Consider the following 25,652-nt stretch of genomic DNA (forward strand, 5'->3'; position numbering starts at 1 on the left):
CATGCTTCCCCTCGTTTCACATCCAGAATTTCTCGCGCACGGTGGCCGTGCGCATGCCGTCGGGTGTTTCCACCTCAAGTCTTGAGCCCGCATCCCAATGAGTCATGCGGACCATGCCGATTGCCACATTGGTACGAAAATCGGGCGACCACGCCGCCGAGGAAATTCGCCCCGCCGGACGACCGCCTGCAAACACCGACCAGAACTGATCACAGGGTGGCACGGCATCCCCGTCGATGGCAATCGGGCGGATCTGCTGTACCGGCCCTTCCTTGGCGACCCGCAACAACGCATCCCGGCCGATACAGCCAATCGCCGTATGGGTATTGCAGAACCGGCCCAGACCACATTCATGCGGCGTGTTGTCATCGGTCATGTCGTTACCGTAGCTGAGCAAGCCGCCCTCGATCCGTTCGATCAGGTTCGGACAGCCCGCGCGGACCTCAAGATCCTCACCCGCCTCGAACAGCTTGCGCCACAGTGGCATGCCAAATTCGCTGCCTTCCACGTAGATCTCGAACCCGCCCTGTTTGGAATACCCCGAGCGCGCAATAACCAGATCATGACCCTGGAACTGATAAACCCCGAAGCGGAAGAAGCGGATATTACGGATGCTTTCACCAAAGACACGCACCATCAGCTCCTCGGCCTTGGGTCCCTGCACGGCCAGCGGTGAGACATCGGGTTCGTCCACCAGCACATCCAGACGCCAGCCATTGGCGATACCCTTGACCCAGTAAAGAAGGTCGCTGTCCGCGATGGAGATCCACCAGCGGTCCTCGGCCAGCTTCACTGCCACGGGATCGTTCAGCATGCCGCCGGTTTCATCGACGATGGGCACGTAGAAACACTGGCCTGCCGTCATCCCGCGCAGATCACGCGGGGTCAGCATCTGCATCAGGCGCCCGGCATCGGGTCCGCGCAGTTCAACCTGGCGCTCACAGGCCACATCCCAGACCTGAACATGGTTTTTCAGATGATGGTAATCCGCCTCGACGCTTTCGAAAACCGTGGGCAGCAGCATGTGGTTGTAAACGGTGTAGGCGCGCACTCCGGCCTCTTCCACACCTTGGGAAAACGGGGTGCGCCGCAGCCGACGCGACGGTGAAATCAGTGCCATTGCAAATCCTCCCTGGCAAGGCGCGTTGCCCAGTAGCCTGCGGTCCTCCTCATCCTCACCGGAACAGGGTTTTTACGCTTCACCCAAGGGTCGGAAACCGCGACTCAACGCTTGCTTCCCAAATGTCAGACTTTTAAATGTCTGACAAATGATTTTTACAGCCCCTCACGATATGGTAATGACGCCGGATATCGACAGGACAGTACCCATGAAAATCGACCCTTCCAGTTCCGACGACCTCTCTGTGCAAATCGCACAAGCAATCAAGGACGCGATTATTGGCGGTCAGCTGATCGTCGATGAACGACTTCCTTCCGAGGCCGAACTGGCCGATCATTTTCAGGTGTCCCGCCCGACCGTACGCGAAGCGTTGAAACGGCTTGCGGCGCAATCGCTGATCCGTACGCAGCGCGGCGCCACCGGCGGCGCCTTCGTCAACAGATTGAGTTTTGAAGATGCCTACCCCCAGCAGGTGACCACCTCGACCCTGCTGCTGTCGATGAATGCGGTCAGTTTCGACACAGCCTGCGAAGCGCGTTATGCGCTCGAGCGCGCCTGCGCGCCCTTGTCGGCCCAGCGGCGCACAGCCGATCAACTGGCCACGATGCGGACCGAGATGTTCCGCCAGTCCCAGCCCGGCCTGACCGATGAAGCCTTCTGCGCCTCGGATGTTGCCTTTCACCGGGCGCTCGTCGATGGCGCGGGCAATCCGGTCCTGTCCTATCAGCTGGCTGGCGCAGTCGAAGCGATGCAGCCGCTGATGAACATGATCACTTTCACCGCAAGGGACCGTGCACGTATCGTGGATTTGCACGGACGCATCGCGGATGCCATCGAATCCGGTGACGGCACCGCTGCCAGCGAAGGCCTCAGTGATCTGGAAAAGGAAACGCGCAAGCTGGCCTCGGATGTCTTTGCCGCACGTGCTGCGGCGGTCTCTACCTGACGCCTGATCGCAGGTAATTCGGCCCAGAAAATTCGCACTGTCTATCCGATTTGCCCCTTTAACTCCGCCCGGTCAGCACCTATGTTCTCACTGTTCCCTCGTGGAACTATGGACATAAACGCGCTCGTAATAAGCGGATCGGACCCGGGGGCGGTACCCGGCGGCTCCACCATATATCCTTCGTTTGGGGATCATGGGGCCGAAACAGGATCGACGAACGTCTAAAGGGGTTAGCTTTGTCTCGGCTGTCTGCCACCGTTATCGGCGAAACTAGTACAATTGCAAACGACAATCGTGCTCCGGTTGCTCTGGCTGCGTAAGCAGTTCGAGTCGAACCGACTTTAAGTCCTAGCGCCTAGCCGCGTTAGGCGGGGTTCGCAGGTACCTGGCAACAGAAACCTGCACTTTTCCCCAGCTTTCTCAACGATCACAGGCACCCGTATAGGTTTTATTCAGACTCTGGGCGCACCCTATGCGCAAGACGGAGAACTGTGATGACCAACGCCGAACGCTTGCGAAACTGGTATACCGAGGTCTGGGAAAAAGGAAACCTGGACGCGATCACAGATTTCATTGCACCGGACACCATCGCCAAGGGAATCGTTCCTGAAATGCAGATGGGAATCGATGATTTCCGAGACCTTATCATGACCTTTCAGGCCCAGGTCGGGCGGTTTGAAGTGGACCTGCCCAAGGTGATCGCCGAAGGCGACTGGGTTTCAGCCTTTCTCGTCGTGCGCACCTCAAGAACCGACACGGGCGCCCCGCTTGAGGTTTCAGGGCAGGTCATGGCCCGGTTCGAAAACGGCAGGATCACCGAAGCCTATAATCACGTCGATTATATCTGCCTGCTGGAGCAAATGGACCTGTTGCCGCCCGACACGATCCCGATCTGCATGACCGGGCAGCGGCTCGGCTGGGTCAGACAGACACCCCACAGCCTCGCCGCGGCGCATTAGACCGCCAGCCCCACAAACGGACTCAACCCACCCTTTTCACCAGAAAACATCCACACGTAAAAGTGGTTGATTCGCAACCACAAGCCCTCTCGACTTCACTGTTGGTAACAAGTACCGGATTGACACTTCAACTCTGACCAACCGAGACCCCAACGAATGACTCATCAGACAGGCAGCGTTCTTGAGACTGTAAAGCAATGGTTTCACGAGCTTTGGGAAGAAGCGGACACGGCCGCCATAAATGCCCTCTCCAATTCTGGCACCACGATGCAGGGAGCGATATCAGAGCTGGCTGCGCCACAGAACTATGGCGAAGTGGTCACCGCGTTGAATGACCTGCTAAAGAATATTCACTTCGAATACGCCTATCCTGTCGAGCAGGGGGAGTGGGTTGCAGTAAAGTTGATCGTGCAGGCGCAATCCGCCGCAACTGGGGATGACGTTCGCTTTACCGGGCAGATCATCGCCCGGGTCAAAGAAGCAATAGTGACAGAACTTATTGCAACCATAGACTACATGAAGATGTTCGAGCAGCTTGGCCAGCTGCCCGAGGATTCCCTCCCGATCTGCCTCACAGGCGAGCAATTGATCTGGGCTCAGTAATCCCTCCACAGACTAAGCTAGTTTTTTCTGTCTCCGCGGGCGCGGCTGCCCTATAGGCATGCAAGACCCTGCCCCGATCAGCCGCGGAGATCGACTTGTCTGCCAGCTTCACGCCCGACCGCCCGGATTTTCGCGATCTGTTCCGCGTTTTCCTTCGTATCGGCCTGCTGAGCTTTGGCGGCCCCGCCGCTCAGATCGCCCTGATGCATCGCGAACTGGTGGAGCAGCGCCACTGGCTCAGCGAAGATGAATTCCTGCGCGGTCTCTCCTTCTGCATGCTGCTGCCCGGCCCCGAAGCGATGCAGCTGTGCACCTATACCGGCTGGCGCCTGCGCGGCACCTTTGGGGGGATTCTGGCCGGATTGCTCTTTGTGCTGCCCGGCGCCGCAGTTATCGCCGCATTGGTCTGGTTTTACGCTGCCTTTGGCACCGTGCCGGGGGTTCAGGCCGCCTTTGCCGGGATCAAGGCAGCGGTCATCATCGTGGTTCTGCAAGCCCTGTGGCGGCTCAGTAAGAAGGCCCTCAGAAAAGGCTCCGATTGGGCTCTCGCCGGTCTCGGCTTTGTCGGGTTATTTTTCCTTGGCCTGCCCTTTCCCGTTGTCGTCCTGGGCGCAGGTCTGTTTGGTCTTGTGAAAGGCCAGACACCGGCAGCGGAACCGGCAGAAGTCACAAAGGGACACGGGCCACAATCGCCGCTGCGGATCGCTGCCTTCTGGAGCATTCTCTGGCTGACGCCGCTGGCACTGCTGCATTTTTCCGGCTTCGGCTTTCTGGCAGACATTGGCTGGTTCTTTGCCAAACTCGCCGTGGTAACCTTTGGCGGCGCCTATGCGGTGCTCGCCTATATGAGCCAGACCGTGGTCGAGCAGCATGGCTGGGTCACCGCCGGGCAGATGATCGACGCGCTGGGTCTTGCAGAAACCACCCCCGGACCGCTGATCCTGGTCACCCAGTTCATCGCAATGCTGGCCGGGCTGACGACCGGCGGGATGCCCGTGTTTCTGGCTGCCGGGGCGGTGGCCCTCTGGGCGACCTTCGTGCCCTGCTTCCTGTGGATCTTTACCGCCGCCCCCTATGTGGAGCGCCTCTCGCGGCATCCCCGCCTTGGCAGCGCGCTAAAGGCGATCACCGCTGCGGTGACCGGTGTCATACTCAACCTGTCGGTCTGGTTCCTGCTGCACGTCCTTTTCCGCGACCTGCCGCAGACACAGGTCGGGCCGCTGTCCTTTGTGGTGCCGGACTGGAGCAGCCTTGACGCCGAGGCGCTGCTTCTGACAACAGTGGCAGCGGGCGCGGCCATCGCGCTGCGCGGGCGGCTGCTCTGGCTTCTGGCGCTTATGGTTGTGGCGGGGCTCGCAGTTGCGGCTGCACCCGATCTGCTGCTCCCGTAATCCCTGTGCCAGAGCGGAAAATGCCCCCTTCGTTGCGCTGTTTTTTTGACAAATCGGTCCCGGTAACTATTTCGTTTCCCGGAGAATCCCCTATGCTGGGGGAAAAGAAAAAGGGGTCTCAGCGTGTCCCGAGAAATCGACTACGGTAACCTGATGCATTCCGCCATGCGCGGCCTGATCCGCACCGTCCTGCAGGATGTGGCGGACAACGGTCTGCCCGGCAATCATCACTTCTTCATCACCTTTGACACCCGTCATCCCGATGCCCAGCTTGCCGACTGGCTGCGCGAACGCTACCCGGAAGAAATGACCGTGGTGATGCAGCACTGGTATGACAATCTTGCCGTCGATCAGGATGGCTTTGCCGTCACGCTCAATTTCGGTGAAACGCCAGAGCCGCTCTATATTCCTTACGACGCGATCAAAACCTTCGTGGACCCCTCCGTCGAATTCGGCCTGCGGTTCGAAACCGCCGAGGACGACGTCGAGGACGAACAGCCCGAAGACATCACCGCGCCCGAGGAAGATACGACCACGGATGAGACAGCGGAGAAAACCGACGCCGAGGTGGTATCGCTGGACAGCTTCCGCAAGTAACTGCTGGTCGCGGCCTGCCGGATCTCCAGAAACCCAGATCGCGAAATACGGCTAAACCTTTTGCGCGTCACGGGTGGCGTTTTTTTCAGATACCCCAAATAGGGCCTTTGCCCGCTTGAACCGTCAGCCATCGGCGCGGCTACTCTGCATCGAAAACCAGCCCTGACGGGGGACAGCAAGGCAATACGGCGCGGCGTTAGTCCTGACGCTTCAGAAAGGTCGAAACCATCCGGGTCGGCTCACCATTGCGATGGACCACATACTTCAGATCCAGCCCCCCTTTGACCAAGGTGCGGTCGTATTGCTGCATCTCGTAATCGCCGTTCGGCGCGATGAACATTGAAAACACCGTAAAGGTATCTCCGGCAATCCGGCTCCAGACGTAGGGATCGCCTTTCATCGGATCCATCTGGACGGCATGGCCAAAGACGTTCTGCTCCATCGCAGCGGCAAAAATCCCCGACCGATCGCTATCCACGAAACTGATCTCATAGGTTTTTGCCTTGCGGTTGCCGCCCCCTTTGATGGTGACGGTGCTCCATTTGACGGTAAATCCCTTCTTGGCCTCAGCAATCGTCACGCTCATGTCCCGCAGCTCGCTCTCGCCGTCGGGATGGGTGACGATCACCGACCCGGTGTAGGCCCCGACAAACGGCGCGATATCCGCAATAGCCGCCTGCGCAAGCAGCAGAACTGCGGCACAAAACATCGCAGCCTGAAGCATGACCCAGCGGAGCCATGCCACACCGTCACGTACGGCCGGAAACGCCCTGACGCGGGCAACGGCTGATGGACTGGAGGGGGCAGAATAATCGGGCACTGGCGTTCCTTGTCTAAAGATGAGCGAAAGTATTTTCCGGTGACTTTAGCTTATTTCGGTGCGCAGGCAATCCGGCGCGCCCATTTGTCCCTATACCCGCGCGCGCGATTCCCTATGATGCGCGCAACTGGCCGATTGCGCCTGACCCGGGCGTCGGCTAAACGGCATGCAACGGCATACGAGACGGAGAGAGACAAGATGTCCGATACCCGCACCGAAACAGACAGCTTTGGTCCGCTGGAAGTTCCTTCCGACAAATATTGGGGCGCGCAAACGCAGCGTTCGATCATGAACTTCCCCATTGGCTGGGAAAAACAGCCCGTCGCCATCGTGCGCGCGCTGGGCGTGATCAAGAAAGCCTGCGCCATGGCCAACAAGGCCTCTGGCAAAATGGACGCCAAGATCGCCGATGCGGTGATCCAGTCCGCCGGTGAGGTGATCGAAGGCAAATTCGACGACAACTTCCCGCTGGTTGTCTGGCAGACCGGCTCCGGCACCCAGTCGAACATGAACTCGAACGAGGTGATTGCCAACCGCGCGATCGAGATCCTCGGCGGCGTCATCGGCTCCAAGGATCCGGTGCACCCCAACGATCACTGCAACATGGGCCAGTCCTCGAACGATACCTTCCCCACCGCAATGCATATCGCCACCGCCATGTCCGTGCGCGACGTGCTGGTGCCGGGCCTGACCAAACTGGCCGAAGGGCTGGAAAAGAAGTCCGAAGAGTTCAAGGACATCATCAAAATCGGCCGCACCCACACCCAGGATGCGACCCCGCTGACATTGGGCCAGGAATTCTCTGGCTACGCGCATCAGATCCGTCAGGGTCTGGCACGGGTCGAGGCCGCGATGCCCGGTATCTATGAGCTGGCACAGGGCGGCACCGCCGTCGGCACCGGGCTCAATACCCAGAACGGCTGGGGCGAGACCGTAGCGGCCAACATGGCCGAGATCACCGGCCTGCCTTTTGTCACAGCACCGAACAAGTTCGAGGCACTGGCCGCGCATGACGCCATGGTGTTCCTGTCCGGCGCCCTCGCGACCATCGCAGGCAGCTGCTACAAGATCGCCAACGACATCCGCTTCCTCGGCTCTGGTCCGCGTTCGGGTCTGGGTGAGCTGATCCTGCCGGAAAACGAACCCGGTTCCTCGATCATGCCGGGCAAGGTGAACCCGACCCAGGCAGAAGCGCTGACACAGGTCGCCGCCCACGTCATGGGCAACGACGCCGCGATCAAATTCGCGGGCAGCCAGGGCCATTTCGAACTGAACGTCTACAACCCGATGATGTCCTACAACCTGCTGCAGTCGATCCAGCTGCTGGGTGATGCGGCGGACAGCTTTACCGAGCGGATGCTGATGGGCATTCAGGCCAACGAGCCGCGCATCGAAAAGCTGATGAAAGAGTCGCTGATGCTGGTCACCGCTCTGGCGCCGACCATCGGGTATGACAACGCCACCAAGGTCGCCAAGACCGCGCATAAGAACGGCACCACCCTGAAGGAAGAAGCCATCGCGCTCGGCTTTGTGGATGAAGCGACCTTTGACGCCGTGGTGCGCCCCGAAGACATGATCGGGCCCAAGGCCTGATGGCGGAACCGGTCAATCTGAACCGGTTCAGAAAACAAAAAGCGCGGGCCGACAAAAAGGCCCGCGCTGATGCCAACGCTGTGAAATTCGGCCGCAGCAAGGCCGAAAAGCAGCTTGACCGCAGTCGGCGTGACAAAAGCGACCGCCAACTTGACGGTCACAAGTCCGAAGAATGAGCAACCGCCCCAAGAAACACTCCCTGACCCTGCGCGGGCACCGCACCTCGGTCTCACTGGAGGATGAATTCTGGACCGCCTTCCGCGCCATAGCCGCCAAGGAAGGCCGTGCAATCAACGACTTGGCCGCCGACATTGATGAAGAACGCGGAACAGAATGCGGGCTGGCCTCGGCCATCCGCCTGCACGTTCTGCGCCACCTGCAGGCGCATCAGACCGGGGACTGATCCCGCCGCTCCAGCCGCAGCCAGATCCCATTCTTGGCCCGCACCGTTAGATGTGCAACCGGCACAGGCTCCTTGCCTGCCACCGGCGCCACCCGGAAATGGCGCAGCAGCATCGACAGGATCAACGGCCCTTCGACCATGGCAAAGCCAGCACCGGTGCAGACCCGGGGACCAGCCGAGAACGGCATATAGGCTTCACGTTGACACTTTTTGCCATTCTCGGTCTGCCAGCGCTCCGGATCAAAGCCATCAGGGTTGTCCCACAGCCGTTCATGGCGATGCAGGTGCCAGGGGCTGAGCACCAGTTGCGACCCTTTCGGCACTTCGCGGTCGCGGAAACGTTCGGGGCACGCAGCCTCGCGTACCATCATCGGCACCGGCGGATAGAGCCGCAGCGCCTCGCGGAACACATCACGGCTGATCCGCATGCGGGATACTGCGGCGAAACTGTCGTCCTCAAGCGCGGCGGCTTCCTCGGCCACCCTTTCCTGCCACTCCGGATAAATCGCCATCAGATAAAGCGTCCAGGCCAGCGCCGAAGCACTGGTTTCATGCCCGGCCAGAAAGAAGATTGCCACCTGATCGACCATTTCCTCGGTGGAAAAGCGCGCCCCGGTTTCCGGGTCGGCAGTGGTCATGATCTTGGTCGCAAGGTCCTGCGGCGCGGTTCCGGCAGCGATTTCGGCTGCTCGCTCATCCGTCAACTGGGTAATCAGGGCGCGAATTCGCGTAGCATTCTCTCGCGTTCCCTTGCGAAAGAAACGCGGCATCCAGCGCGGCACCGGCACAAAGGCGGCGAGATTCAGGATTGGCTGGCTGCGCTGGTAGTCCCGGAAGCGGGAAAATACCTCGGCGGCAACCTCGTGCTCGATGGGGATTGAAAACAGCGTGCGAAAAATCACATCCGCCGCCACATGCGAAGTGACTGCTTCGATCTCCACCTCCCCCTCCTGCCCCTTGAGGCGCGCGGCAGCGGCTTCGGCAGCGGCACGCATCGCTGGGAAGGTCTCTTTCAGACGCCCGCCTTCGAATGCCGGGTCGATAATCCGGCGCTGGCGCTTCCAGACTTCGCCGTTGGTCAGGAACACCGAATTACCCAGCAGCGGCTTCAGCCCCTCGCTGATCCGGTCCGATTTCGGGAAATCGTCCGGGCGGTCTTTCAGCACGGTTTTCACCAGATCCGGCTGATTCAGCAGGAAGGACCGGAAGAAGGGCGTGCGAAACTCCGCCATCCAGGCCCGGTAAAGCCGCGCGGGCTGCGCCGACAGGATGTCCTTGCGAAACAGCCTCACATAGCGCCAGAGCGATACCTTGTCGGCGCGCGCGGGTGGTTTGGGTGGCAGGGGCGTCATGGCGCTGACACCGAGGTATAGCCCGAGGTCGGCGCCTCGATCCGGGATTTCGACGCCTGCCGCCCCTCGTAACGCTCCGCCAGCGTGATGGGGCCTGCGGTGATCTGGAAGTAGTCATAGTCACCAGGCCGGTCAAACGCACAAAGATACTGAAAATGCAGCCGGAAGAACCGCCAACGCAGTTCTTTCCAGCGCTCAGGGCTCAGCGTTTGTGTAAAGGCCGCCGAAACGACCAGGGGCCAGCGTTTTTCATCTGGTGCAACACCGCTGACGCAGACCGGATCGCACAAGGCAAAGGCGCAGCCATCCCCCGGCGCGCTGACATCTACCCAGGAAAGTTCCAGACTGGCCGACAGATACCGCAGATCGCCGCGCAGACGGTCGGCCTTTGGCAGGAAGGATACCATCGGCACGACCTGACCAAGGCTAAGAAACCCCAACGCCGGGCGCGCCACGGGCAACCCTTCGCGCAACAGATCCGCAAGCACCGAAACACCAACATGGGCGCCGGATGAGTGGCCAACGACCAAAACCTCATCCACTCTGTTCTCTTCGATGGCGCGGCGGATCAGCTGCCGGAACTCCGCCATGCGGGCCTCCAGCTCGGGCGGGTTGGCCCCGCGCGAGGCTGCGGAATAGGCGTAATCATGCATCAGGTAATAGGCAAAGAGCTTGCCATCGCGCGCCTTGAACCAGCGCAGCAGTGCAATCACAGTTAAAATCAGCGCCGCAATGAATGCCACCGCGCCGATGACCGCCGCCGCCTTAGGCCCGGCCACGGGGTTGAGTGCCCATTGTGCGAGCCAGTCGATTGCACCGCCGACAACAGCCCCCAACGCCAGCGCCAGCAGCAATTGCAGCAGCAGCATGCCCACCGGATAAAGCGCTGCAATCACCGGCCCCTTGCGCAGACGCGTCAGGCGAAAAAGCGCGCCGGTCGAGATATAGGTCCAGGCGGTGCGCGCCAGTTGCAGATAGGTCGCCGGAATGGAGGCCGCCATGCTGCCCCGCACGATGTCAGACCAGACCAGAACCTCCACATCGGCCGTCACCTCGGTCCCGTCGATCTCGGCCTCTACGTGCCAGCCATAGGGACCGTCAGCCTGTTTGGGGCGCTGCGAGATCTGGTAGCCAGAGATCGCCGCCTGGGCGGCGCTTTCGCTGCGGTAAAGCTCACGATAGCGGCGGGGGTGGATGGGATCGTAACCGGGGATGTAAAAAACCTGTCGGCGGCGCACTGTTGCACCGCCGATGGATTGATCGCAGTCCTGCCTTGCCGTTCTGCCCATTCCGGCCTCATTCGATTTCACTCGAGATTAGCGGCGGATCTGGGCAAGAGTAAGACCCCGGCGGCGGCTCTTAGCCAAGTGTTGCAAGCGCGGGGAATGTTTCCAGCAGCCACCAGGAGAAGGTGGAGAACAGACCGGTCACCAGCATGATCCCAACCACCAGCAGCAGGCCACCCATCACTTTTTCGATGAGCCCCATGTGGCGCTTCATCCGGTTCATCAGTGCCATTGAGCGGTTAAGGAAAATCGCCGCCAGCAGGAAGGGAACGCCCAGTCCCAGCGCATAGACGCCGAGCAACAGCGTTCCGCGGCTGACCGAGGCCTCAGAGGCCGCCAGCGACAGGATCGCGCCCAGCTGCGGGCCGATGCAGGGCGTCCAGCCAAAGGCAAAGGCGAGACCAAGCACATAGGCCCCGATGGCGGACCCACCGGATTGCCCCGCTTCCATCCGTGCTTCGCGGTCGAGGATCGGAATGCGGAAGACCGACAGGAAGTGCAGGCCAAAGACGATCACGACAACGCCGGAGACCTTGGCGAACAGCTCCTGATTTTGCAGGACGAAGGCGCCAAAGGCCGAGGCGGTGAACCCCAGCAGCAGGAACACCGTCGACAGCCCCAGCACAAAGAACAGTGCCGAGACGATCACCTTGCGCCGGGCGGTTGCCGTGCCTTGCATCTCTCCGATGGTGACGCCGCTCATATAGGCCAGATAGGGCGGCACGATCGGCAACACACAGGGCGACAGAAAGCTGATCAATCCAGCCGTCAGCGCCACGAACATGGCAGGAATCAGTCCTGCGTCGATGATTTCGATTCCAAACATAGCCTTCACTTAATCCAGCGCAGATCAAAGGTCACTGGTACCTGCGGTCACATCCTTGTGGACAGGCTGTGAGAGGCACCTTATCTGCAGGATATGACTGACGAAAACACCACTCTTGATGCCATCGGGCTGCTTTGCCCCCTGCCCGTTCTGAAGGCCCGCAAACGGCTGAAGGCGCTGGCCCCGGGCGATACTTTGACCATGCTAGCCGATGATCCTGCGGCAATTATCGATGTACCACATTTCTGCGCCGAGGCCGGGCATGAGTTCCTTGGCCAAAGCGACGGGACCGGTCACCAGATCTACCGCATCCGAAAAGGCGGCTGAGATCCCTATTTACATGGGGCGAAAGCCAGGTCCACGCACCTGCACAGGTCAGTTTGTCTCTCTCTCGAGACCAAGCGCCGGAGTGTCCTGGCTGAAGGTATTGACCCAGCCTGCATCAGTGCGCTGCCAGATGGAGCTGACGTACATCACCTCTTCCACCTCCTTACCGCAGCGGCTGTAGAGTGCGCGGTAAGACAGCAGTCCGTGATCCGGCCCCAGCGCCCTGACCTTTGCCTCCGAGATCTCGTAGCGGTCAATCGACGCACCAGCGCTGATCTGCGCCACGTGATCCTCCCGGCCCGCAAAGCCGTCTGGGTAAACCCCCAGAAAATCCGCACTTAGCAAGGCGGCGTCTGCTGCACTATCGCCGGTCTGCAGCGCCTGCCAGACCTGCGTCTCACACTCCAATAGCGCGTTCAGTAGCGCTGTGTCGCTGTGCGGCCGCGTCTTTGCCATGGCGATCCCCTCAGTAATGAAAAAGGGGCGGACCCTGTGGCCCGCCCCGATATCAGTCTCAGCTTCCCAGTGACCACCAGCCGCGGCGCTTGGGCTTGGGCGGGGCCTCTGGTTCAGGCGCGGGCGCAGGTTCTGCCGTTGCCACAGCCACCTCGGGCTCCTTGGTTTCCGGTTCTGCTGCCTCAGGGGCCGTAGCTTCCGGCTCAGCGGGTTTCTCGGCCTCTTCAGGCGCAGCGGTCTCCGCCTCGACAGGTGCAGTTTCGGCGGCCGCCTCTTCTGCCACGGGTTCCACCTCAGGCGCGGCCTCCGGCTCAGCAGCAGCAGTTGCCTCGGCGGGTTCTACCGCCTCGGGCTCTTCCGCAGGCGCAGCCTCAGCGGCATCGGGTGCAGCTTCCGCTTCGGCAGCTGCTTCCGCAGGTGCTTCGGCAGCAACAGCTTCTTCTGGCTGCGACGCGGGGCTTTCGGCTTGGTCGGGCTCTGCGGGTTTCTCTTCAGTCACCGCATCTGCAGTCTCGGTCTCCGCAGCCTCTGCCGGTTTATCGGAAGATTTTTTGCGGCTGCGGCTCTGGCTGGTGCGGGTGCGACGGGTGCGTTTGGCAGGCTTCTTCTCTACCTGCTCAGCACCCTCTTCCGCGCCCTCCGCCTTGGCCTCGGCTGCGTCAGCGGGCTGATCAGACTTGGCGTCCTGCGCCGAACCGTCTTCCGTAGACTTGTCACCCTCCGCAACTCCAGCAGACTGGTCTTTATCACCTTCGGACTGATCGCCGTTGTTCTCGCCATTGTCCTGATCCGAGGATCCGGACTTGCGCCGCCGCCGACGACGACGCTTACGCTTGGGTTTGTTCTCACCATCGCCTTCGGCCTCAGGCTGGGTCTTGCTGCCCTCGTCGACAGAGGTTGTCTCCTCTGCTTCCGCAGCCTCACTTTCGTCGGCATCGATCTGATCCATGATCGAAGTATCAACGGAGACCACGGGCGATGCGGCCACCGGAACCGTGCGCGATGCGGTCTTGAACTTCTCAAGCTCGAAATCCGGGCTGACCAGATGCGGGTGTCCCTCGATGCGCACGGAGAGACCGTAGCGCGCTTCGATCTGCGCAATATGTTCGCGTTTCTGGTTCATCAGATAATTAGCGATGGCCACCGGGCATTTCACCAGAACCTCACGCGAACGACGGCGGGTGCCTTCTTCCTCGATCTGACGCAGGATCGACAGAGCGAGCGAGTCGTCCGAGCGGATAAGGCCGGTGCCATGGCAATGCGGGCACGGCGCCGTGGTCGCCTCGATCATGCCGGGGCGCAGACGCTGACGCGACATTTCCATCAGGCCAAAGCCGGAAATGCGGCCCACCTGAATGCGGGCACGGTCGGTCTTCAGCTTGTCCTTCATCCGCTTTTCGACGGCGGCGTTGTTCTTGCGCTCATCCATGTCGATGAAATCGATGACGATGAGCCCCGCAAGGTCACGCAGACGCAACTGGCGCGCCACCTCTTCGGCGGCCTCCAGGTTGGTCTTGAGCGCGGTTTCCTCGATCGAGGCTTCCTTGGTCGCCCGGCCGGAGTTCACGTCGATGGCCACCAGCGCCTCGGTCACACCGATCACGATATAGCCGCCGGATTTCAGCTGCACCGTCGGGTTGAACATGCCCGCCAGGTAGCTTTCCACCTGGTAACGCGCAAAGAGCGGCAGCGTCTCGTTGTAGTTCTTCACGTTCTTGGCATGGGACGGCATGATCATCTTCATGAAGTCCTTGGCGATGCGGTAGCCGCGCTCGCCCTCTACCAGAACCTCGTCGATCTCGCGGTTGTAAAGATCACGGATCGAGCGTTTGATCAGGTCGCCCTCTTCATAGATCTTGGCCGGTGCGATGGATTTCAGCGTCAGCTCGCGAATCTGTTCCCAGAGGCGCTGCAGGTATTCATAGTCGCGCTTGATCTCGGCCTTGGTCCGTTTGGCACCAGCGGTGCGCACGATGAGGCCCGCGCCCTGCGGCACGTCCAGTTCGGTTGCAATATCCTTCAGTTTCTTGCGGTCGGCGGCATTGGTGATCTTGCGGCTAATGCCACCACCACGGGCGGTGTTGGGCATCAGCACGCAGTAACGGCCTGCCAGCGACAGGTAGGTGGTCAGCGCCGCACCCTTGTTACCGCGTTCTTCCTTGACGACCTGCACCAGAAGAACCTGACGGACCTTGATGACTTCCTGAATCTTGTAGCGACGCGGACGCGGCTTACGCGGCGGACGGATGTCCTCGCTGTCATCCTCGTCAGCGACGGATTCGATGGTCTCATCTTTCGAGGTCGCGTCAGACTTCGCGGTGTCTTCTTTGTCGTCCTCGTCCTTGTCGTCAGCTACGTCTTGTTCGGCAGACTCAGCCTTGTCGGCGACATCACCGTTGTCCGCTCCGGCATCCTCGGCTGTCTCAGCATCGGCGGCCGCGTCATCGCCAGCCGCTTCTTCGGTGCTGGTAGCCTCTGCACCGTTCTGATCGTCGCCATCCGGCTCTTCAACTGGAGTTTCCGCAACGGTCTCCATCGGCGAGGTACCCTCGGGGACCTCGGCAAGCTTGTCATCCGCAGCGCCATCTTCGGCGTCCAGATCAATGGTTTCCATACCCGCGATTTCAGCCTTTTTCGGGCTGTCTTTTTCCGGGGCCTGGGTGGACGCATCATCACCATTGTCCTGCGGCGTGACCTCTTTGGTCTCCACCGCATCACCGGCGTTCGCCTTGGCAGCTTTGGTGCGCGAAGACTTGCGGCTGCGCGAGCGCGAGCCACGGGACGGTTTGCTTTCTTCTTCCTCGTCGCGGGCGCGCATCGCCTCGGCGTAGGCGCGCTCTTCTTCCATCAGCGCCTCACGATCGGCGACGGGGATCTGGTAATAGTCCGGATGGATTTCCGAAAACGCGAGGAACCCGTGGCGGTTTCCACCGTAATCGACAAAGGCCGCCTGAAGCGAAGGTTCGACCCGAGTTACTTTTGCGAGATAGATATTGCCGGCAAGCTGGCGTTTGTTTTCGGATTCAAAGTCGAACTCCTCGACCTTGTTTCCATCAACCACCACGACGCGGGTCTCTTCCGCGTGGGTGGCATCGATAAGCATCTTCTTGGCCATGTTTCCTTGGTGCACCTGCCCAGTGCAAACAAAGCCCCTCCTCTTCCGGGGGGCTGCGCGTGTTTTGGGTGGTGTCTTGTCAGGGCGATTTCAGACTGCGCGCCGCAGGTCAGGGTCCCGAAACATGCGTCCGGCCCTTTGTCCTGTATGCTCTTCGCTCTCGCGCGCGTCATCGCGGTTCTTCTCCGACAGGTGGGATATCCCGAACCCTGCCATGTTATTCCTTCCCGGTCGTGCCGGAAGAGGTGCTAGGCTGCCCCTTCACAAGGGGCAAATCGGTCTGCCTCAGCTTTCTCGGTTCTTTCCGGACAAAAGCATGAGACAGCGAATCTCATAAGGCTGGATGCGAAAGAGGCATCCTTTTCCTGTATTTTCAGCATAAGGCCTGAAACCGGGAAATGACAATGGCCATTCGGCACGGGCATTGCTGAAAGTGTAAACTATTCTTCCTTAGACGGTATTGGTTAACAAAACCCCGAAAAACTGCGGTGTTTTTCCGCAAAAAAGCGACCTGAACGGGAAACGGCGCCGGTGCATCCCGGCGCCGCATCAATGTCGAACAAAGCCAAAACCTGCCTCAGCCAGGTTGCAGTCCAAGCCTGCAGCTGTCAGCTCAGGTATTCTGAGCGCTGCAATCCGTATTTGGCCATCTTCTCATTCAGAGTCCGGCGCGGCAGGCACAGCTCCTCCATCACCGAAGCGATGGAGCCCTTGTGGCGGCGCATGGTGTTGTCGATCAACATGCGTTCAAAGGCTTCGACGTATTCCTTCAGGGGCTTACCTTCGGTAGTCATCACCGGCTGCATTTCCTCGTGATCGGACATCAGCAGGGATGCAATCGTACCAGATCCGCGCCGGGATTGCAGAACCGCTCGTTCGGCCACATTGATCAGCTGACGCACGTTGCCCGGCCAGGGGGCCTGCAACAGCTGTGCGGCCTCCTGTGCGGTGACCTGCGGTGCCTCGCAGCCGTATTCTTCAGAGAATTGCTCGCTGAAGCGGGTGAACAGAGTCAGGATATCCTCGCCGCGCTGGCGCAGGGGCGGCACGGTGATCCGCAATGCCGCAAGGCGGTAGAACAGATCCGGGCGCAGCGCGTCCTCGCAGGTCTTGCCCGCCTCCTGTAGGTTCGAAATGGCGATGATACGGGTTTCGCCCGGCATGCCCTGTTCGTTGATCACGCTCAGGAGCTTGGCCTGCAGCGCCTCGCTCAGCGCCTCCACGTCCTCCAACACCAATGTGCCGCCGCGGGCCTCTTCAATGGCGGGCAACAGGCTGTCCTCGGGTTGCATCGGACCAAACAGACGCTTCGAGAGGGCCTCTTCCTCCAGTGCGGCGCAGGAGACCAGAACGAATTTCTTGCCCGCCCGGCTGCCAACCGCGTGCAGCGCATGGGCCACCAGTGTCTTGCCGGTGCCGGTCTCGCCATCGATCAGCACGTGCCCGTCGGCTTGGCCCAGATCCAGAATATCCTCGCGCAGGCGTTCCATCACCGGGCTCATCCCGATCAGTTTCTTCATGATCTGGCCGCCATCGGACAATTCGCGGCGCAGCGCCCGGTTGTCGAGCGTCAGGCGGCGGGAGTTGGTGGCCCGCTTCGCCAGTTCCGACATCCGGTCCGGATTGAAGGGTTTTTCGAGGAAATCGAAGGCCCCGACGCGCATCGCCTCAACCGCCATGGGCACATCGCCATGACCCGTGATCATGATCACCGGAAGGGCGCTATCGCTGCCCATCAGTTTCTTCAGGAACTGCATCCCGTCCATGCCAGGCATCTTGATGTCGGAGATCACGATCCCTGGGTAATCCGAGCCCAGAACCTTCAGCGCATCTTCGGCGCTGGCAAAGGTTTCAGTGTCATAACCCGACAGGGCCAGCCACTGGCTGATCGACTGGCGCATATCCTGTTCATCATCAACGATCGCGATTTTCATAGCCTGTGCCATGCGCGGCCTCTCCATCTTTAACGCCGCTTATTCAGCGGCTTCGATACCGTCCACAAGGATCGGCAACTGTATTTCAAACACGGCGCCGCCGTTTTGCCCGTTGCGGGCAATCAGCCGCCCCCCGAGGTCGTTCACGATCCCCGAGGAGATGGCAAGCCCCAGTCCGACCCCATCGCCGGGCTGTTTGGTGGTGTAGAAGGGTTCGAACAGATTGTCGAAATCCTTGATCCCGTTGCCATTGTCGCGCACCGACAGGGTTGCTGTCTCGCCTGCGGCCAGCAGGATCTCCACCTCGGGGTCCTCTACAGATTTGGTGGCATCCAGTGCATTGCGCAAGAGGTTGACCATCACCTGCTCCAGCCGCAGCCGGTCGCCCATAACGTAAACCGGCTGATCGGGCAGCATTCGGGTGATCTTGACCTGACGCTGACGCAGCTGCGGTTCCATCATCGACAGGGAGGACGCCAGCGCATCGCCCATGTTTACAGGGGCAAAGGCATCGCCTGCCTTGCGGGCGTAGGATTTCAGCTGCCGGGTAATGGCCCCCATGCGCTCGATCAGATCATCAATACGCCCAAAGGAGGCGAGCGCCTCTTCGGGGCGGTTGCGGTTGAGCAGCAGCCGCGCCCCGGCCAGATAGGTTTTCATCGCCGCCAGCGGCTGATTGAGCTCGTGACTAACCGCCGCTGACATCTCCCCCAGCGCCGCGAGTTTCGAGCTTTGCGCAAGGCTTTGTTCGGCCACGGCAAGGGTTTCCTGCACCCGTTCCCGTTCGGCGATTTCCCGCTGCAGCCGTGCGTTCAATACGCGAAGCTCCGCCGACTCGCGCTGGAACAGCGCCATGCGCAGCGCCGTCTTGCGGCTGAGGGCATAGAAGGCCAGCGCCAGCAGAATCGCGAATCCCATGATTTCAAGCGCCAGAACCGCGTTCACCCGCTCGCGGATCGAGGCATAGGTGGTGAAGGAGGTCAGCCGCCAGCCCTGAAACGGCACCCGCGTTTCCAGCCGCATCACCGCCTCGCCCTGCAGATAGGCATCAGCCGGCAGGACAGTCCAATCCGCGGTTGCCCGGATCGCGCGCTGAATGGCGCCCTCCGGTGTTTGCAGGCGCAGTGCGTCGCGCTCTTCCTTGCCGCGCCAGCGCGCTTCGGTCGCCAGCACAATACGGCCGGTGCTATCGCTGACCATCACCGCGTCTGAAATCCCCGCCCAGGCCCGTTCGAATTTCTGCAGATCGACCTCGATCACGATCACGCCGAGCGTCCCGGTGGTGTCAACAATGCGCCGCGAATAGGTAAAACGATAACCGCCCACCTCGCGTTCAATGACCGAAAACACGGTAGATTTGGCCCGCACCGCATCGACGAAATAGGGCGCGTTGCGGTGGGTTTCGCCCAGACGGTTGCGATTGGTCGCCGCCACGGTACGCCCGTCGCTGGCCAGCAACATGATTGAGGCAGCGCCGATTTCCTCAACAAAAGAAATCAGTCGGTGGGTGGATAGCGAAAAATCCTGACTTTGCAGCGCCGATATCAGCGCCTGGTCACGCGCCAGCAGCTGCGGCACGATGGCATGGCGGCGCAGCTCACTGACCAGGTTTCCGGAGTAAAGCGCAAGGCGCAGTTCGGCCCGGTTGCGGGTACTTTCGGTGAACCGGTGCGTCAGCATTCGGTTGGTCACCCAGACCGTCGTTGCCGCCACCGCCATGAACAGGACCAAGGCCAGCCGCGCCCGCCAGGAGATCGTGCGCGATCTTGCGGCGGACCCGGATTTGGCCACGGGGAGTTCTGTGCGATCAGGCGGGGTGCTCATAGGCTTAACCTATTGCGGCTGCCCGCCTGTCTCAAGTCACGCTGTAGCGACGATCCCGGTCAATGCGCGGAAGACTGCCGTCCCGTCGGTGCCGCCATGACCTTCGTCCGCCGCGCGTTCGGGGTGCGGCATCATGCCCAGAACCCGGCGGTTCTCGGACAGGATCCCGGCAATATCAGCAACCGATCCGTTGGGATTGTCGACATAGGAAAAGGCCACCCGGTCCTGATCCTTCAGCGCCGCGACAGTGTCGGCGTCTGCATAGTAGTTGCCATCGTGGTGGGCGATCGGGATGCCGATGACGTCCCCTGCCGAATAGCCATCGGTAAAGACGCTGCTCGTGGTCTCGACCTTCAGGTCCACCGTGCGGCAGATGTATTTCAACCCCGCGTTGCGCAACAGGGCGCCGGGCAGGATGCCGGTTTCGGTCAGGATCTGGAAACCGTTGCAGACGCCAAGCGCGTAACCGCCCCGGTTGGCGTGCTCCACAACCGCCTGGCAGATCGGCGATTGCGCCGCGATGGCGCCGCAGCGCAGGTAATCGCCGTAGGAGAACCCGCCGGGCACGCCGACAATGTCGATGCCTTCGGGCAGCTTGCTGTCCTTGTGCCAGACCATGGAGACATCAAATCCGGCCTGTTCAAAGGCCACGGCAAGATCCCTGTCGCAGTTGGATCCGGGGAAAACGACAACGGCAGCACGCATCAGGGGTTCCTTCCTAGCTTGCGAAATCGGTAATGACCGCCCCAACCCGAAGGCGCCGGGCGGTCAAACGCGGCCAGATCGCGCTGGCCTTTAAAAGAGAGATGGCGCGGGTCAGCACTTTGCCCGGCGCGGGCGGCGGATCCGGCAGGGTTACCAGCTCCAGCGGCTGGCGAAAGCCGATAAGCCGCGCCGCCCGCATCGGTCAGGCCAGCTCGATCTCGTAGGATTCGATCACGGTATTGGCGAGCAGCTTCTCGCACATGTCCCGCACATCCGCCTCGGTGGCGTCATCGCTCAGCTCCAGATCGATGACCTTGCCCTGACGGACGCCTTCGACCTTGTCAAAGCCCATGGCGCCAAGCGCGTGGCGGACCGCCTCGCCCTGGGGATCCAGAACTCCGTTCTTCAGCATCACATGCACCCGTGCCTTCATCGCGTCTTTCCTCAGCTTTCGGTCACAAAGCCCGCCAAGGGCTTGTTGTTGTCAGATCTATGCCCTGCCTGCCATCTTCACGGGACCACAGCCCCGGATAGGCGGGACGGGTCGGTCAGTTGACCAGAGTCGGCTTTCCCGCTGCGGGCGGGTTGTTCGGCATCACACCCAGACGGCGCGCCACTTCGGTATAGGCGTCTGTCAGGCTGCCCAGATCGCGGCGGAACACGTCCTTGTCCAGCTTCTGGCCGGTTTCGATGTCCCACAGGCGGCAGCTGTCCGGGCTGATCTCATCAGCGACAACCAGACGCTGGAAATCACCGTCGTAGACGCGGCCGATCTCGATCTTGAAGTCGACGAGGCGAATACCCACAGCCAGCATCACGCCGGACAGGAAATCGTTGACCCGCAACGCCAGGCTCAGGATATCGTCCATATCCTGCTGGCTGGCCCAGCCGAAGGCGGCGATATGTTCCTCTGTAACCAGCGGGTCACCCAGCGCGTCGTCCTTGTAGCAATACTCGACGATGGGGCGCGGCAATTGCGTGCCCTCGTCGATACCCAGACGTTTGGACATGCTGCCGGCCGCGTAGTTGCGTACGATCACCTCAAGCGGGATAATCTCGCAGCTGCGCACCAGCTGTTCGCGCATGTTGAGCCGCTTCAGAAAATGCGTCGGTACGCCGATCTGGCCTAGCCCCTGCATGAAGAATTCGCTCAAGAGGTTGTTCAGAACCCCCTTGCCCTCGATCACGTCCCGCTTTTCGGCGTTGAACGCGGTGGCGTCGTCCTTGAAATACTGCACGATGGTTCCGGGCTCGGGACCTTCATACAATGTCTTGGCTTTGCCTTCGTAGATCTTCTTGCGACGTGCCATGAGGAACCTTTCGGGGGTCAGGGGCGGGAATCCGTCCCGGTTTCTTGCCGCTCTCTTAGTGCAAGCGACATTGCGCCGCAAGCGCGGCGCGCGGTCACAGGCTTGCTGTGAAGGGATATTTGGTTCCGCAGGCCGCTCTTGGCGCTATTGCAGTGCGCCCGGGGCAGGCGCATAGTCATTTCATGCCATAGTGCGGAACAGGAGGAAATGATGAGTACTTTTGACAGTCGCGAGCAGGCTTTCGAGGCCAAATTTGCCCATGATGAGGAAATGCAGTTCAAAGCGCAGGCCCGCTGCAACAAGCTGCTCGGTCTCTGGGCGGCCGAAATGCTGGGAAAGTCCGGCGATGCAGCAGAGGCCTATGCCAAAACGGTGGTTACCGCCGATTTTCAGGAACCGGGGCACGAGGACGTTATCCGCAAGCTGGCGGAGGATCTGACTGGCCGGGTGAGCGCCGATGACATCCGCGAGAAGATGACCGACACGCTGGCCCTTGCCAAGGAACAGATTCTGTCCGAAATCAGCTGAGGCATGCATCTCCCGCCCAACTTGGTCGGGAGGGGCATTAACTGAAATCATCGATATTAACTGAAGAAGAACGCCTTCTTTGGTATTCTCCTGCGCGAACCGCTGGTGCGGCGATTACGCAGGGATGCTGATGACAATCCACACTCTCCCTCTTTCCGGTGCAGGCCGCGGCCGCCTCTGGACTAGCCTGAAGGACGGTTTTAGCGCCGGTTTCCGGTGGGCCGCGCCTGTGGCCATGACGGTCCTGTGTCTCTGGGCCTTCGAGGCAAAACTTGGCCTTCCCTCCCTTGCCGAACTTGGTCACACACTAGCCGCCTTGCCCGCATGGGGCTGGCTGGGGGCCTCTATCGCCACTGCAATCAGTTTCTGGGCTTTGGGACGCTACGACTCCGTGGCACACCGCCATCTGCAAACCGGCCTTGATGGCGCCGCGGCCCGCCGCGCCGGAATGGCCGCCATCGCGTTCTCACAGACAGCTGGCTTTGGGCTCATCACCGGCACCTATGCCCGCTGGCGCCTGCTGCCGGGTCTTACCGCGCTGCAGGCCGCCAAGATCACTGCCCTTGTCGGGTTCACCTTCATAGCCACGCTGGCCGCTATCGCCGGGGTTGCCCTCGTGCTCTTCCCGCCAATACAGGGGTTTGGCTGGATTGGCGGGCTGTTGCTGGCCGGTTTCATCTGTGCGGTTGCGGCCAGCTTCTGGTTTCCGTCCCTCAGGATCGGCAAGCTCAGACTGCGCTGGCCTTCACTGATTGCCCTGACGGCGCTGATGGGCTGGACCCTGATCGATGTGGTGGCGGCGGGAACTGCTCTTTGGATGCTGCTGCCGGATACAGTCCAGATTACCTGGTCAACGCTGGTGCCTGTCTATCTGATCGCCCTTGGCGCTGCGATCCTGTCTTCGGCCCCCGGTGGCGCCGGTCCGCTGGAGCTGACGGTCTGCGCCCTGCTGCCAGGCGCGGATACCGGCGCCCTCCTCGGCGCCCTCGTCGCCTTTCGCCTTGTATACTATGTGCTGCCTGCCGCGCTGGCTTGCGGCATGCTGTTCCTGCCGGGTATGGGCCGCGCGAAATCCAGCGCCCCGACCGATGCTGACCTGTTGGGCGCCCGTCGCACCCCTGCCGCAGATCTGCCCGCAAGCCGCGCCTGCGCCGAAACGGCAATCATCCGGCAGAACGGAGGCCACGTGCAGGCCCTGGGTTTCAACCAGCTTGCGGTGCTTGACAGCCCGCAATGCACGGTAGCCTTCTTTGATCCCCTGTCGGGCCACACGCCCGAGGTCTTTGCCCCGCTTGCCGCTTATGCCCGGCAGCGGAATGGCTCTGCCTGTTTCTACAAATGCGGCGCCCGCACCGGGACGCTGGCCCGCAATGCCGGATGGAAGATCCTACGCATCGCGCAAGAGGCCGTGGTCCGGCCCACCACCTTCAGCGACAGCGGCTCCTCCCACCGGCAGCTACGCCGCAAGCTCCGCCATGCGGAAAAGGCGGGCCTCAAGGTCATGCAGGCCCCCGCCACGCTGCCGATCGACCAGATGGACGCCATCGACGCCGCCTGGCAGTCCACGCATGGACACGCCCACGGCACCACCATGGGCCGGTTCGAACCGGGATATCTGGCCGAGCAGCGCGTGTTCCTTGCCTGGAAGGACGGACGGCTTGAGGGATTTGTCAGCCTGCACGCCACGCCCGGAGAGTGGTGCCTGGACCTGATCCGCATCGTGCCTGACGCGCCGGATGGCACAGGCCACGCGCTGGTGCGCACCGCGATTGCTGCCGCCGCGCTGGAAAACGTGCCGCGCCTGTCGCTGGCGGCAGTGCCCGACCACCGCTGGGCCAAGCATACCGATCCGGGACTGCGCCGGTTCAAATCCTGTTTCGCGCCGCGCTGGGAAGCACGCTATCTGGCGTCGCCCAGCTGGCCGCAGATGGCTGTCTCCCTGATTGAGCTTCTGCGTCTTGTGCACCGCCCGGGTCCCGTGCAGCCAGTCCTGCAGACCAGTAGCGATGACGCAGGCCAGACTTCGGACACAGAGAATGATCTCCTCGACCGCCATCCGGCTCATAATGAACTTGAGCAAAATGAAATTGCCCTGCGCGCCGCGCCGTGACAGGAGGGGCCACTCCGCACTGGCCCGCCAGTGCGCCCCAGTGCCAACCCTTTGACGGGACCGATCAGCGATGACCAACACCTTTATTCAGCTCCTGCAAGACAAAGACGTGCTGCTGGCCGACGGCGCCACGGGCACCAACCTGTTCAACATGGGCCTGCAATCGGGCGATGCGCCCGAGCTGTGGAACACTGACGAGCCGAAAAAGATCATGGCGCTTTATCAGGGTTCGGTCGATGCGGGCAGTGATCTGTTCCTGACCAACAGCTTTGGCGGCACGGCTGCCCGCCTGAAACTGCACGACGCCCAGGGCCGCGTGCGCGAGCTGAACCGCGCCGCTGCGGAACTGGGTCGCGAGGTCGCCGACAAGGCCGGGCGCAAGATCGCCGTCGCGGGCTCGGTCGGCCCCACCGGTGAAATCATGCAGCCGGTCGGGGAACTGTCGCACGCGCTGGCGGTGGAAATGTTCCACGAACAGGCCGAAGCCCTGAAAGAAGGCGGCGTCGACGTGCTCTGGCTGGAAACCATTTCGGCCCCTGAAGAATTCCGCGCCGCGGCCGAGGCGTTCAAACTCGCGGATATGCCCTGGTGCGGCACCATGAGCTTTGACACCGCCGGGCGCACCATGATGGGCGTCACCTCCGAAGCGCTGGCGCAGCTGGTCGAGGAATTCGACAATCCGCCGCTCGCCTTTGGCGCCAATTGCGGCACCGGCGCCTCAGACATCCTGCGCACCGTGCTCGGCTTTTCGGCGCAGGGCACCGAGCGGCCGATCATCTCCAAGGGCAACGCCGGCATTCCGAAATATGTCGATGGCCACATCCATTATGACGGCACGCCCGAGCTGATGGGCGAATACGCGGTGATGGCGCGCGATTGCGGCGCCAAGATCATCGGCGGCTGCTGTGGTACCATGCCCGAGCATCTGCGCCACATGCGCGCCGCGCTGGACAGCCGCCCGCGCGGTGACCGCCCCACACTGGAGCAGATCGTCGAAGTGCTTGGCCCCTTCTCCTCGGCCAGCGATGGCACCGGTGAAGATGCCGCTGCTGCCGGTGAGCGCCGCACCCGCCGGGGTCGCCGCCGCGGCTAAGCTTCCCCCTCCTTATTCTATGAAACGGCAGTCCAATCCCGGGCTGCCGTTTTTCGTTTCGCCGATTGCCCCCCTGTTCAGCGGGTTCCGTGCCCCGCAGGCGCCTAAAGCCCATCCGCCACCATGGCTCGAACCTTCACTGCCTTTTCGAAATGATCCAGCTGATGCGTCTCGATCCACCAGGTAGCCGCCTCCATCAACAGAGCGGGATCATCATTGCGATTGGCGAAAAAGGCATAAAAGGACAGGCCGACACCGGCCCCCTTCTGAGCAATTTTACGGTCGCAGACCGTAAGGATCTTCTGACGCAGCTCGGCGCGCATAGCTCACTCCCATTCCCACATTCCAGTGCCC

Annotated in this window: 25 protein-coding genes and 1 other RNA gene; 13 read left to right on the forward strand and 13 right to left on the reverse strand. The window is 61.3% G+C overall.

Features of this window, described 5'->3' with window-relative positions; genetic code table 11:
* Nucleotides 1-16: 16 nt before the first annotated feature.
* The gene (locus tag SM764_RS16800) at nucleotides 17-1,120 is read right to left on the reverse strand and encodes a dimethylsulfoniopropionate demethylase (RefSeq protein WP_368946692.1); all 1,104 of its coding nucleotides are present in this window, start codon (nucleotides 1,118-1,120) and stop codon (nucleotides 17-19) included.
* Nucleotides 1,121-1,328: 208 nt separating this feature from the next.
* Between SM764_RS16800 and SM764_RS16805 the strand changes: the two genes are divergently transcribed.
* The 6 genes from SM764_RS16805 (at nucleotide 1,329) to SM764_RS16830 (ending at nucleotide 5,616) form a co-directional block, all read left to right on the forward strand.
* Nucleotides 1,329-2,066 (forward strand): FadR/GntR family transcriptional regulator, encoded by a 738-nt coding sequence (locus tag SM764_RS16805; RefSeq protein ID WP_065273400.1) that lies wholly within the window; start codon nucleotides 1,329-1,331, stop codon nucleotides 2,064-2,066.
* Between the two features lie 53 nt (nucleotides 2,067-2,119).
* Nucleotides 2,120-2,472: a transfer-messenger RNA gene (gene ssrA / locus SM764_RS16810) on the forward strand.
* An 88-nt stretch (nucleotides 2,473-2,560) separates the two neighbouring features.
* Nucleotides 2,561-3,025, forward strand: a complete 465-nt coding sequence (locus tag SM764_RS16815; protein WP_369002270.1) for an ester cyclase — start codon at nucleotides 2,561-2,563, stop codon at nucleotides 3,023-3,025.
* Between the two features lie 156 nt (nucleotides 3,026-3,181).
* Entirely contained in the window at nucleotides 3,182-3,628 is a 447-nt protein-coding gene (locus SM764_RS16820) for an ester cyclase (protein ID WP_065273398.1), read from the forward strand.
* A gap of 89 nt (nucleotides 3,629-3,717) precedes the next feature.
* Nucleotides 3,718-5,019 carry a chromate efflux transporter gene (chrA, locus tag SM764_RS16825; protein ID WP_490363085.1) on the forward strand — a complete coding sequence of 434 codons (1,302 nt, stop codon included), beginning with the start codon at nucleotides 3,718-3,720 and terminating at the stop codon, nucleotides 5,017-5,019.
* 123 nt (nucleotides 5,020-5,142) lie between these two features.
* Nucleotides 5,143-5,616 (forward strand): SspB family protein, encoded by a 474-nt coding sequence (locus SM764_RS16830; RefSeq protein WP_065273396.1) that lies wholly within the window; start codon nucleotides 5,143-5,145, stop codon nucleotides 5,614-5,616.
* Between the two features lie 196 nt (nucleotides 5,617-5,812).
* Here the strand turns inward: SM764_RS16830 and SM764_RS16835 are convergent, their stop codons facing one another.
* Complete coding sequence (locus tag SM764_RS16835) at nucleotides 5,813-6,436, reverse strand: hypothetical protein (protein ID WP_369002272.1); 624 nt, start codon at nucleotides 6,434-6,436, stop codon at nucleotides 5,813-5,815.
* A gap of 198 nt (nucleotides 6,437-6,634) precedes the next feature.
* Between SM764_RS16835 and fumC the strand changes: the two genes are divergently transcribed.
* The 3 genes from fumC to SM764_RS16850 are packed head-to-tail and all read left to right on the forward strand — an operon-like array spanning nucleotide 6,635 to nucleotide 8,432.
* Nucleotides 6,635-8,029: a class II fumarate hydratase gene (gene fumC, locus SM764_RS16840; RefSeq protein ID WP_369002273.1), complete on the forward strand. Its 1,395-nt coding sequence runs from the start codon at nucleotides 6,635-6,637 to the stop codon at nucleotides 8,027-8,029.
* Nucleotides 8,029-8,205: a DUF4169 family protein gene (locus SM764_RS16845; RefSeq protein ID WP_347509858.1), complete on the forward strand. Its 177-nt coding sequence runs from the start codon at nucleotides 8,029-8,031 to the stop codon at nucleotides 8,203-8,205. The genes fumC and SM764_RS16845 overlap by 1 nt, the downstream gene beginning before the upstream one ends.
* Nucleotides 8,202-8,432, forward strand: coding sequence for a ribbon-helix-helix domain-containing protein (locus SM764_RS16850; protein ID WP_274827974.1), 231 nt, complete (start codon nucleotides 8,202-8,204; stop codon nucleotides 8,430-8,432). The genes SM764_RS16845 and SM764_RS16850 overlap by 4 nt, the downstream gene beginning before the upstream one ends.
* Here the strand turns inward: SM764_RS16850 and SM764_RS16855 are convergent.
* The 3 genes from SM764_RS16855 to SM764_RS16865 all read right to left on the reverse strand — a co-directional run bounded on the left by SM764_RS16855 (nucleotide 8,417) and on the right by SM764_RS16865 (nucleotide 11,896).
* Complete coding sequence (locus SM764_RS16855) at nucleotides 8,417-9,784, reverse strand: cytochrome P450 (RefSeq protein WP_369002274.1); 1,368 nt, start codon at nucleotides 9,782-9,784, stop codon at nucleotides 8,417-8,419. The genes SM764_RS16850 and SM764_RS16855 overlap by 16 nt on opposite strands.
* Nucleotides 9,781-11,073, reverse strand: coding sequence for a hypothetical protein (locus SM764_RS16860; protein ID WP_369002275.1), 1,293 nt, complete (start codon nucleotides 11,071-11,073; stop codon nucleotides 9,781-9,783). The genes SM764_RS16855 and SM764_RS16860 overlap by 4 nt, the downstream gene beginning before the upstream one ends.
* 70 nt (nucleotides 11,074-11,143) lie before the next feature.
* The gene (locus tag SM764_RS16865; RefSeq protein ID WP_065273390.1) at nucleotides 11,144-11,896 is read right to left on the reverse strand and encodes a cytochrome c biogenesis CcdA family protein; all 753 of its coding nucleotides are present in this window, start codon (nucleotides 11,894-11,896) and stop codon (nucleotides 11,144-11,146) included.
* 93 nt (nucleotides 11,897-11,989) lie between these two features.
* Between SM764_RS16865 and SM764_RS16870 the strand changes: the two genes are divergently transcribed.
* Nucleotides 11,990-12,223 carry a sulfurtransferase TusA family protein gene (locus SM764_RS16870; protein WP_274827971.1) on the forward strand — a complete coding sequence of 78 codons (234 nt, stop codon included), beginning with the start codon at nucleotides 11,990-11,992 and terminating at the stop codon, nucleotides 12,221-12,223.
* A 48-nt stretch (nucleotides 12,224-12,271) separates the two neighbouring features.
* Here SM764_RS16870 and SM764_RS16875 read toward each other — a convergent pair whose 3' ends face one another.
* The 7 genes from SM764_RS16875 to purC all read right to left on the reverse strand — a co-directional run bounded on the left by SM764_RS16875 (nucleotide 12,272) and on the right by purC (nucleotide 21,567).
* On the reverse strand, nucleotides 12,272-12,679 hold the full coding sequence (locus SM764_RS16875) for a DUF4440 domain-containing protein (protein ID WP_369002276.1): 408 nt from the start codon (nucleotides 12,677-12,679) through the stop codon (nucleotides 12,272-12,274).
* A gap of 58 nt (nucleotides 12,680-12,737) precedes the next feature.
* Complete coding sequence (locus SM764_RS16880) at nucleotides 12,738-15,794, reverse strand: Rne/Rng family ribonuclease (protein WP_369002277.1); 3,057 nt, start codon at nucleotides 15,792-15,794, stop codon at nucleotides 12,738-12,740.
* A gap of 608 nt (nucleotides 15,795-16,402) precedes the next feature.
* The gene (locus SM764_RS16885; protein WP_065273386.1) at nucleotides 16,403-17,740 is read right to left on the reverse strand and encodes a sigma-54-dependent transcriptional regulator; all 1,338 of its coding nucleotides are present in this window, start codon (nucleotides 17,738-17,740) and stop codon (nucleotides 16,403-16,405) included.
* Between the two features lie 27 nt (nucleotides 17,741-17,767).
* Nucleotides 17,768-19,552: an ATP-binding protein gene (locus tag SM764_RS16890; protein ID WP_065273385.1), complete on the reverse strand. Its 1,785-nt coding sequence runs from the start codon at nucleotides 19,550-19,552 to the stop codon at nucleotides 17,768-17,770.
* 36 nt (nucleotides 19,553-19,588) lie between these two features.
* Nucleotides 19,589-20,257 (reverse strand): phosphoribosylformylglycinamidine synthase subunit PurQ, encoded by a 669-nt coding sequence (gene purQ / locus SM764_RS16895; RefSeq protein ID WP_369002278.1) that lies wholly within the window; start codon nucleotides 20,255-20,257, stop codon nucleotides 19,589-19,591.
* 202 nt (nucleotides 20,258-20,459) lie between these two features.
* On the reverse strand, nucleotides 20,460-20,690 hold the full coding sequence (gene purS, locus SM764_RS16900) for a phosphoribosylformylglycinamidine synthase subunit PurS (RefSeq protein WP_065273382.1): 231 nt from the start codon (nucleotides 20,688-20,690) through the stop codon (nucleotides 20,460-20,462).
* A 115-nt stretch (nucleotides 20,691-20,805) separates the two neighbouring features.
* The gene (gene purC, locus SM764_RS16905) at nucleotides 20,806-21,567 is read right to left on the reverse strand and encodes a phosphoribosylaminoimidazolesuccinocarboxamide synthase (protein WP_065273381.1); all 762 of its coding nucleotides are present in this window, start codon (nucleotides 21,565-21,567) and stop codon (nucleotides 20,806-20,808) included.
* A 210-nt stretch (nucleotides 21,568-21,777) separates the two neighbouring features.
* Here purC and SM764_RS16910 point away from each other — a divergent pair, with 210 nt between their 5' ends.
* The 3 genes from SM764_RS16910 to bmt all read left to right on the forward strand — a co-directional run bounded on the left by SM764_RS16910 (nucleotide 21,778) and on the right by bmt (nucleotide 25,298).
* Nucleotides 21,778-22,095 carry a DUF1476 domain-containing protein gene (locus SM764_RS16910; protein WP_274833887.1) on the forward strand — a complete coding sequence of 106 codons (318 nt, stop codon included), beginning with the start codon at nucleotides 21,778-21,780 and terminating at the stop codon, nucleotides 22,093-22,095.
* 235 nt (nucleotides 22,096-22,330) lie between these two features.
* A complete protein-coding gene (locus SM764_RS16915; protein WP_368946703.1) occupies nucleotides 22,331-24,205 on the forward strand; it encodes a phosphatidylglycerol lysyltransferase domain-containing protein in 1,875 nt (624 codons plus the stop codon).
* 70 nt (nucleotides 24,206-24,275) lie between these two features.
* Entirely contained in the window at nucleotides 24,276-25,298 is a 1,023-nt protein-coding gene (gene bmt / locus SM764_RS16920) for a betaine--homocysteine S-methyltransferase (RefSeq protein ID WP_065273380.1), read from the forward strand.
* Nucleotides 25,299-25,402: 104 nt separating this feature from the next.
* Here bmt and SM764_RS16925 read toward each other — a convergent pair whose 3' ends face one another.
* Nucleotides 25,403-25,621 (reverse strand): DUF6500 family protein, encoded by a 219-nt coding sequence (locus SM764_RS16925; protein ID WP_065273379.1) that lies wholly within the window; start codon nucleotides 25,619-25,621, stop codon nucleotides 25,403-25,405.
* Between the last annotated feature and the right edge of the window lie 31 nt (nucleotides 25,622-25,652).

The sequence above is a fragment of the Pseudophaeobacter sp. 1A16562 genome (genome assembly GCF_041008785.1).
Taxonomy (GTDB): Bacteria; Pseudomonadota; Alphaproteobacteria; order Rhodobacterales; family Rhodobacteraceae; genus Phycobacter; species Phycobacter gallaeciensis_A.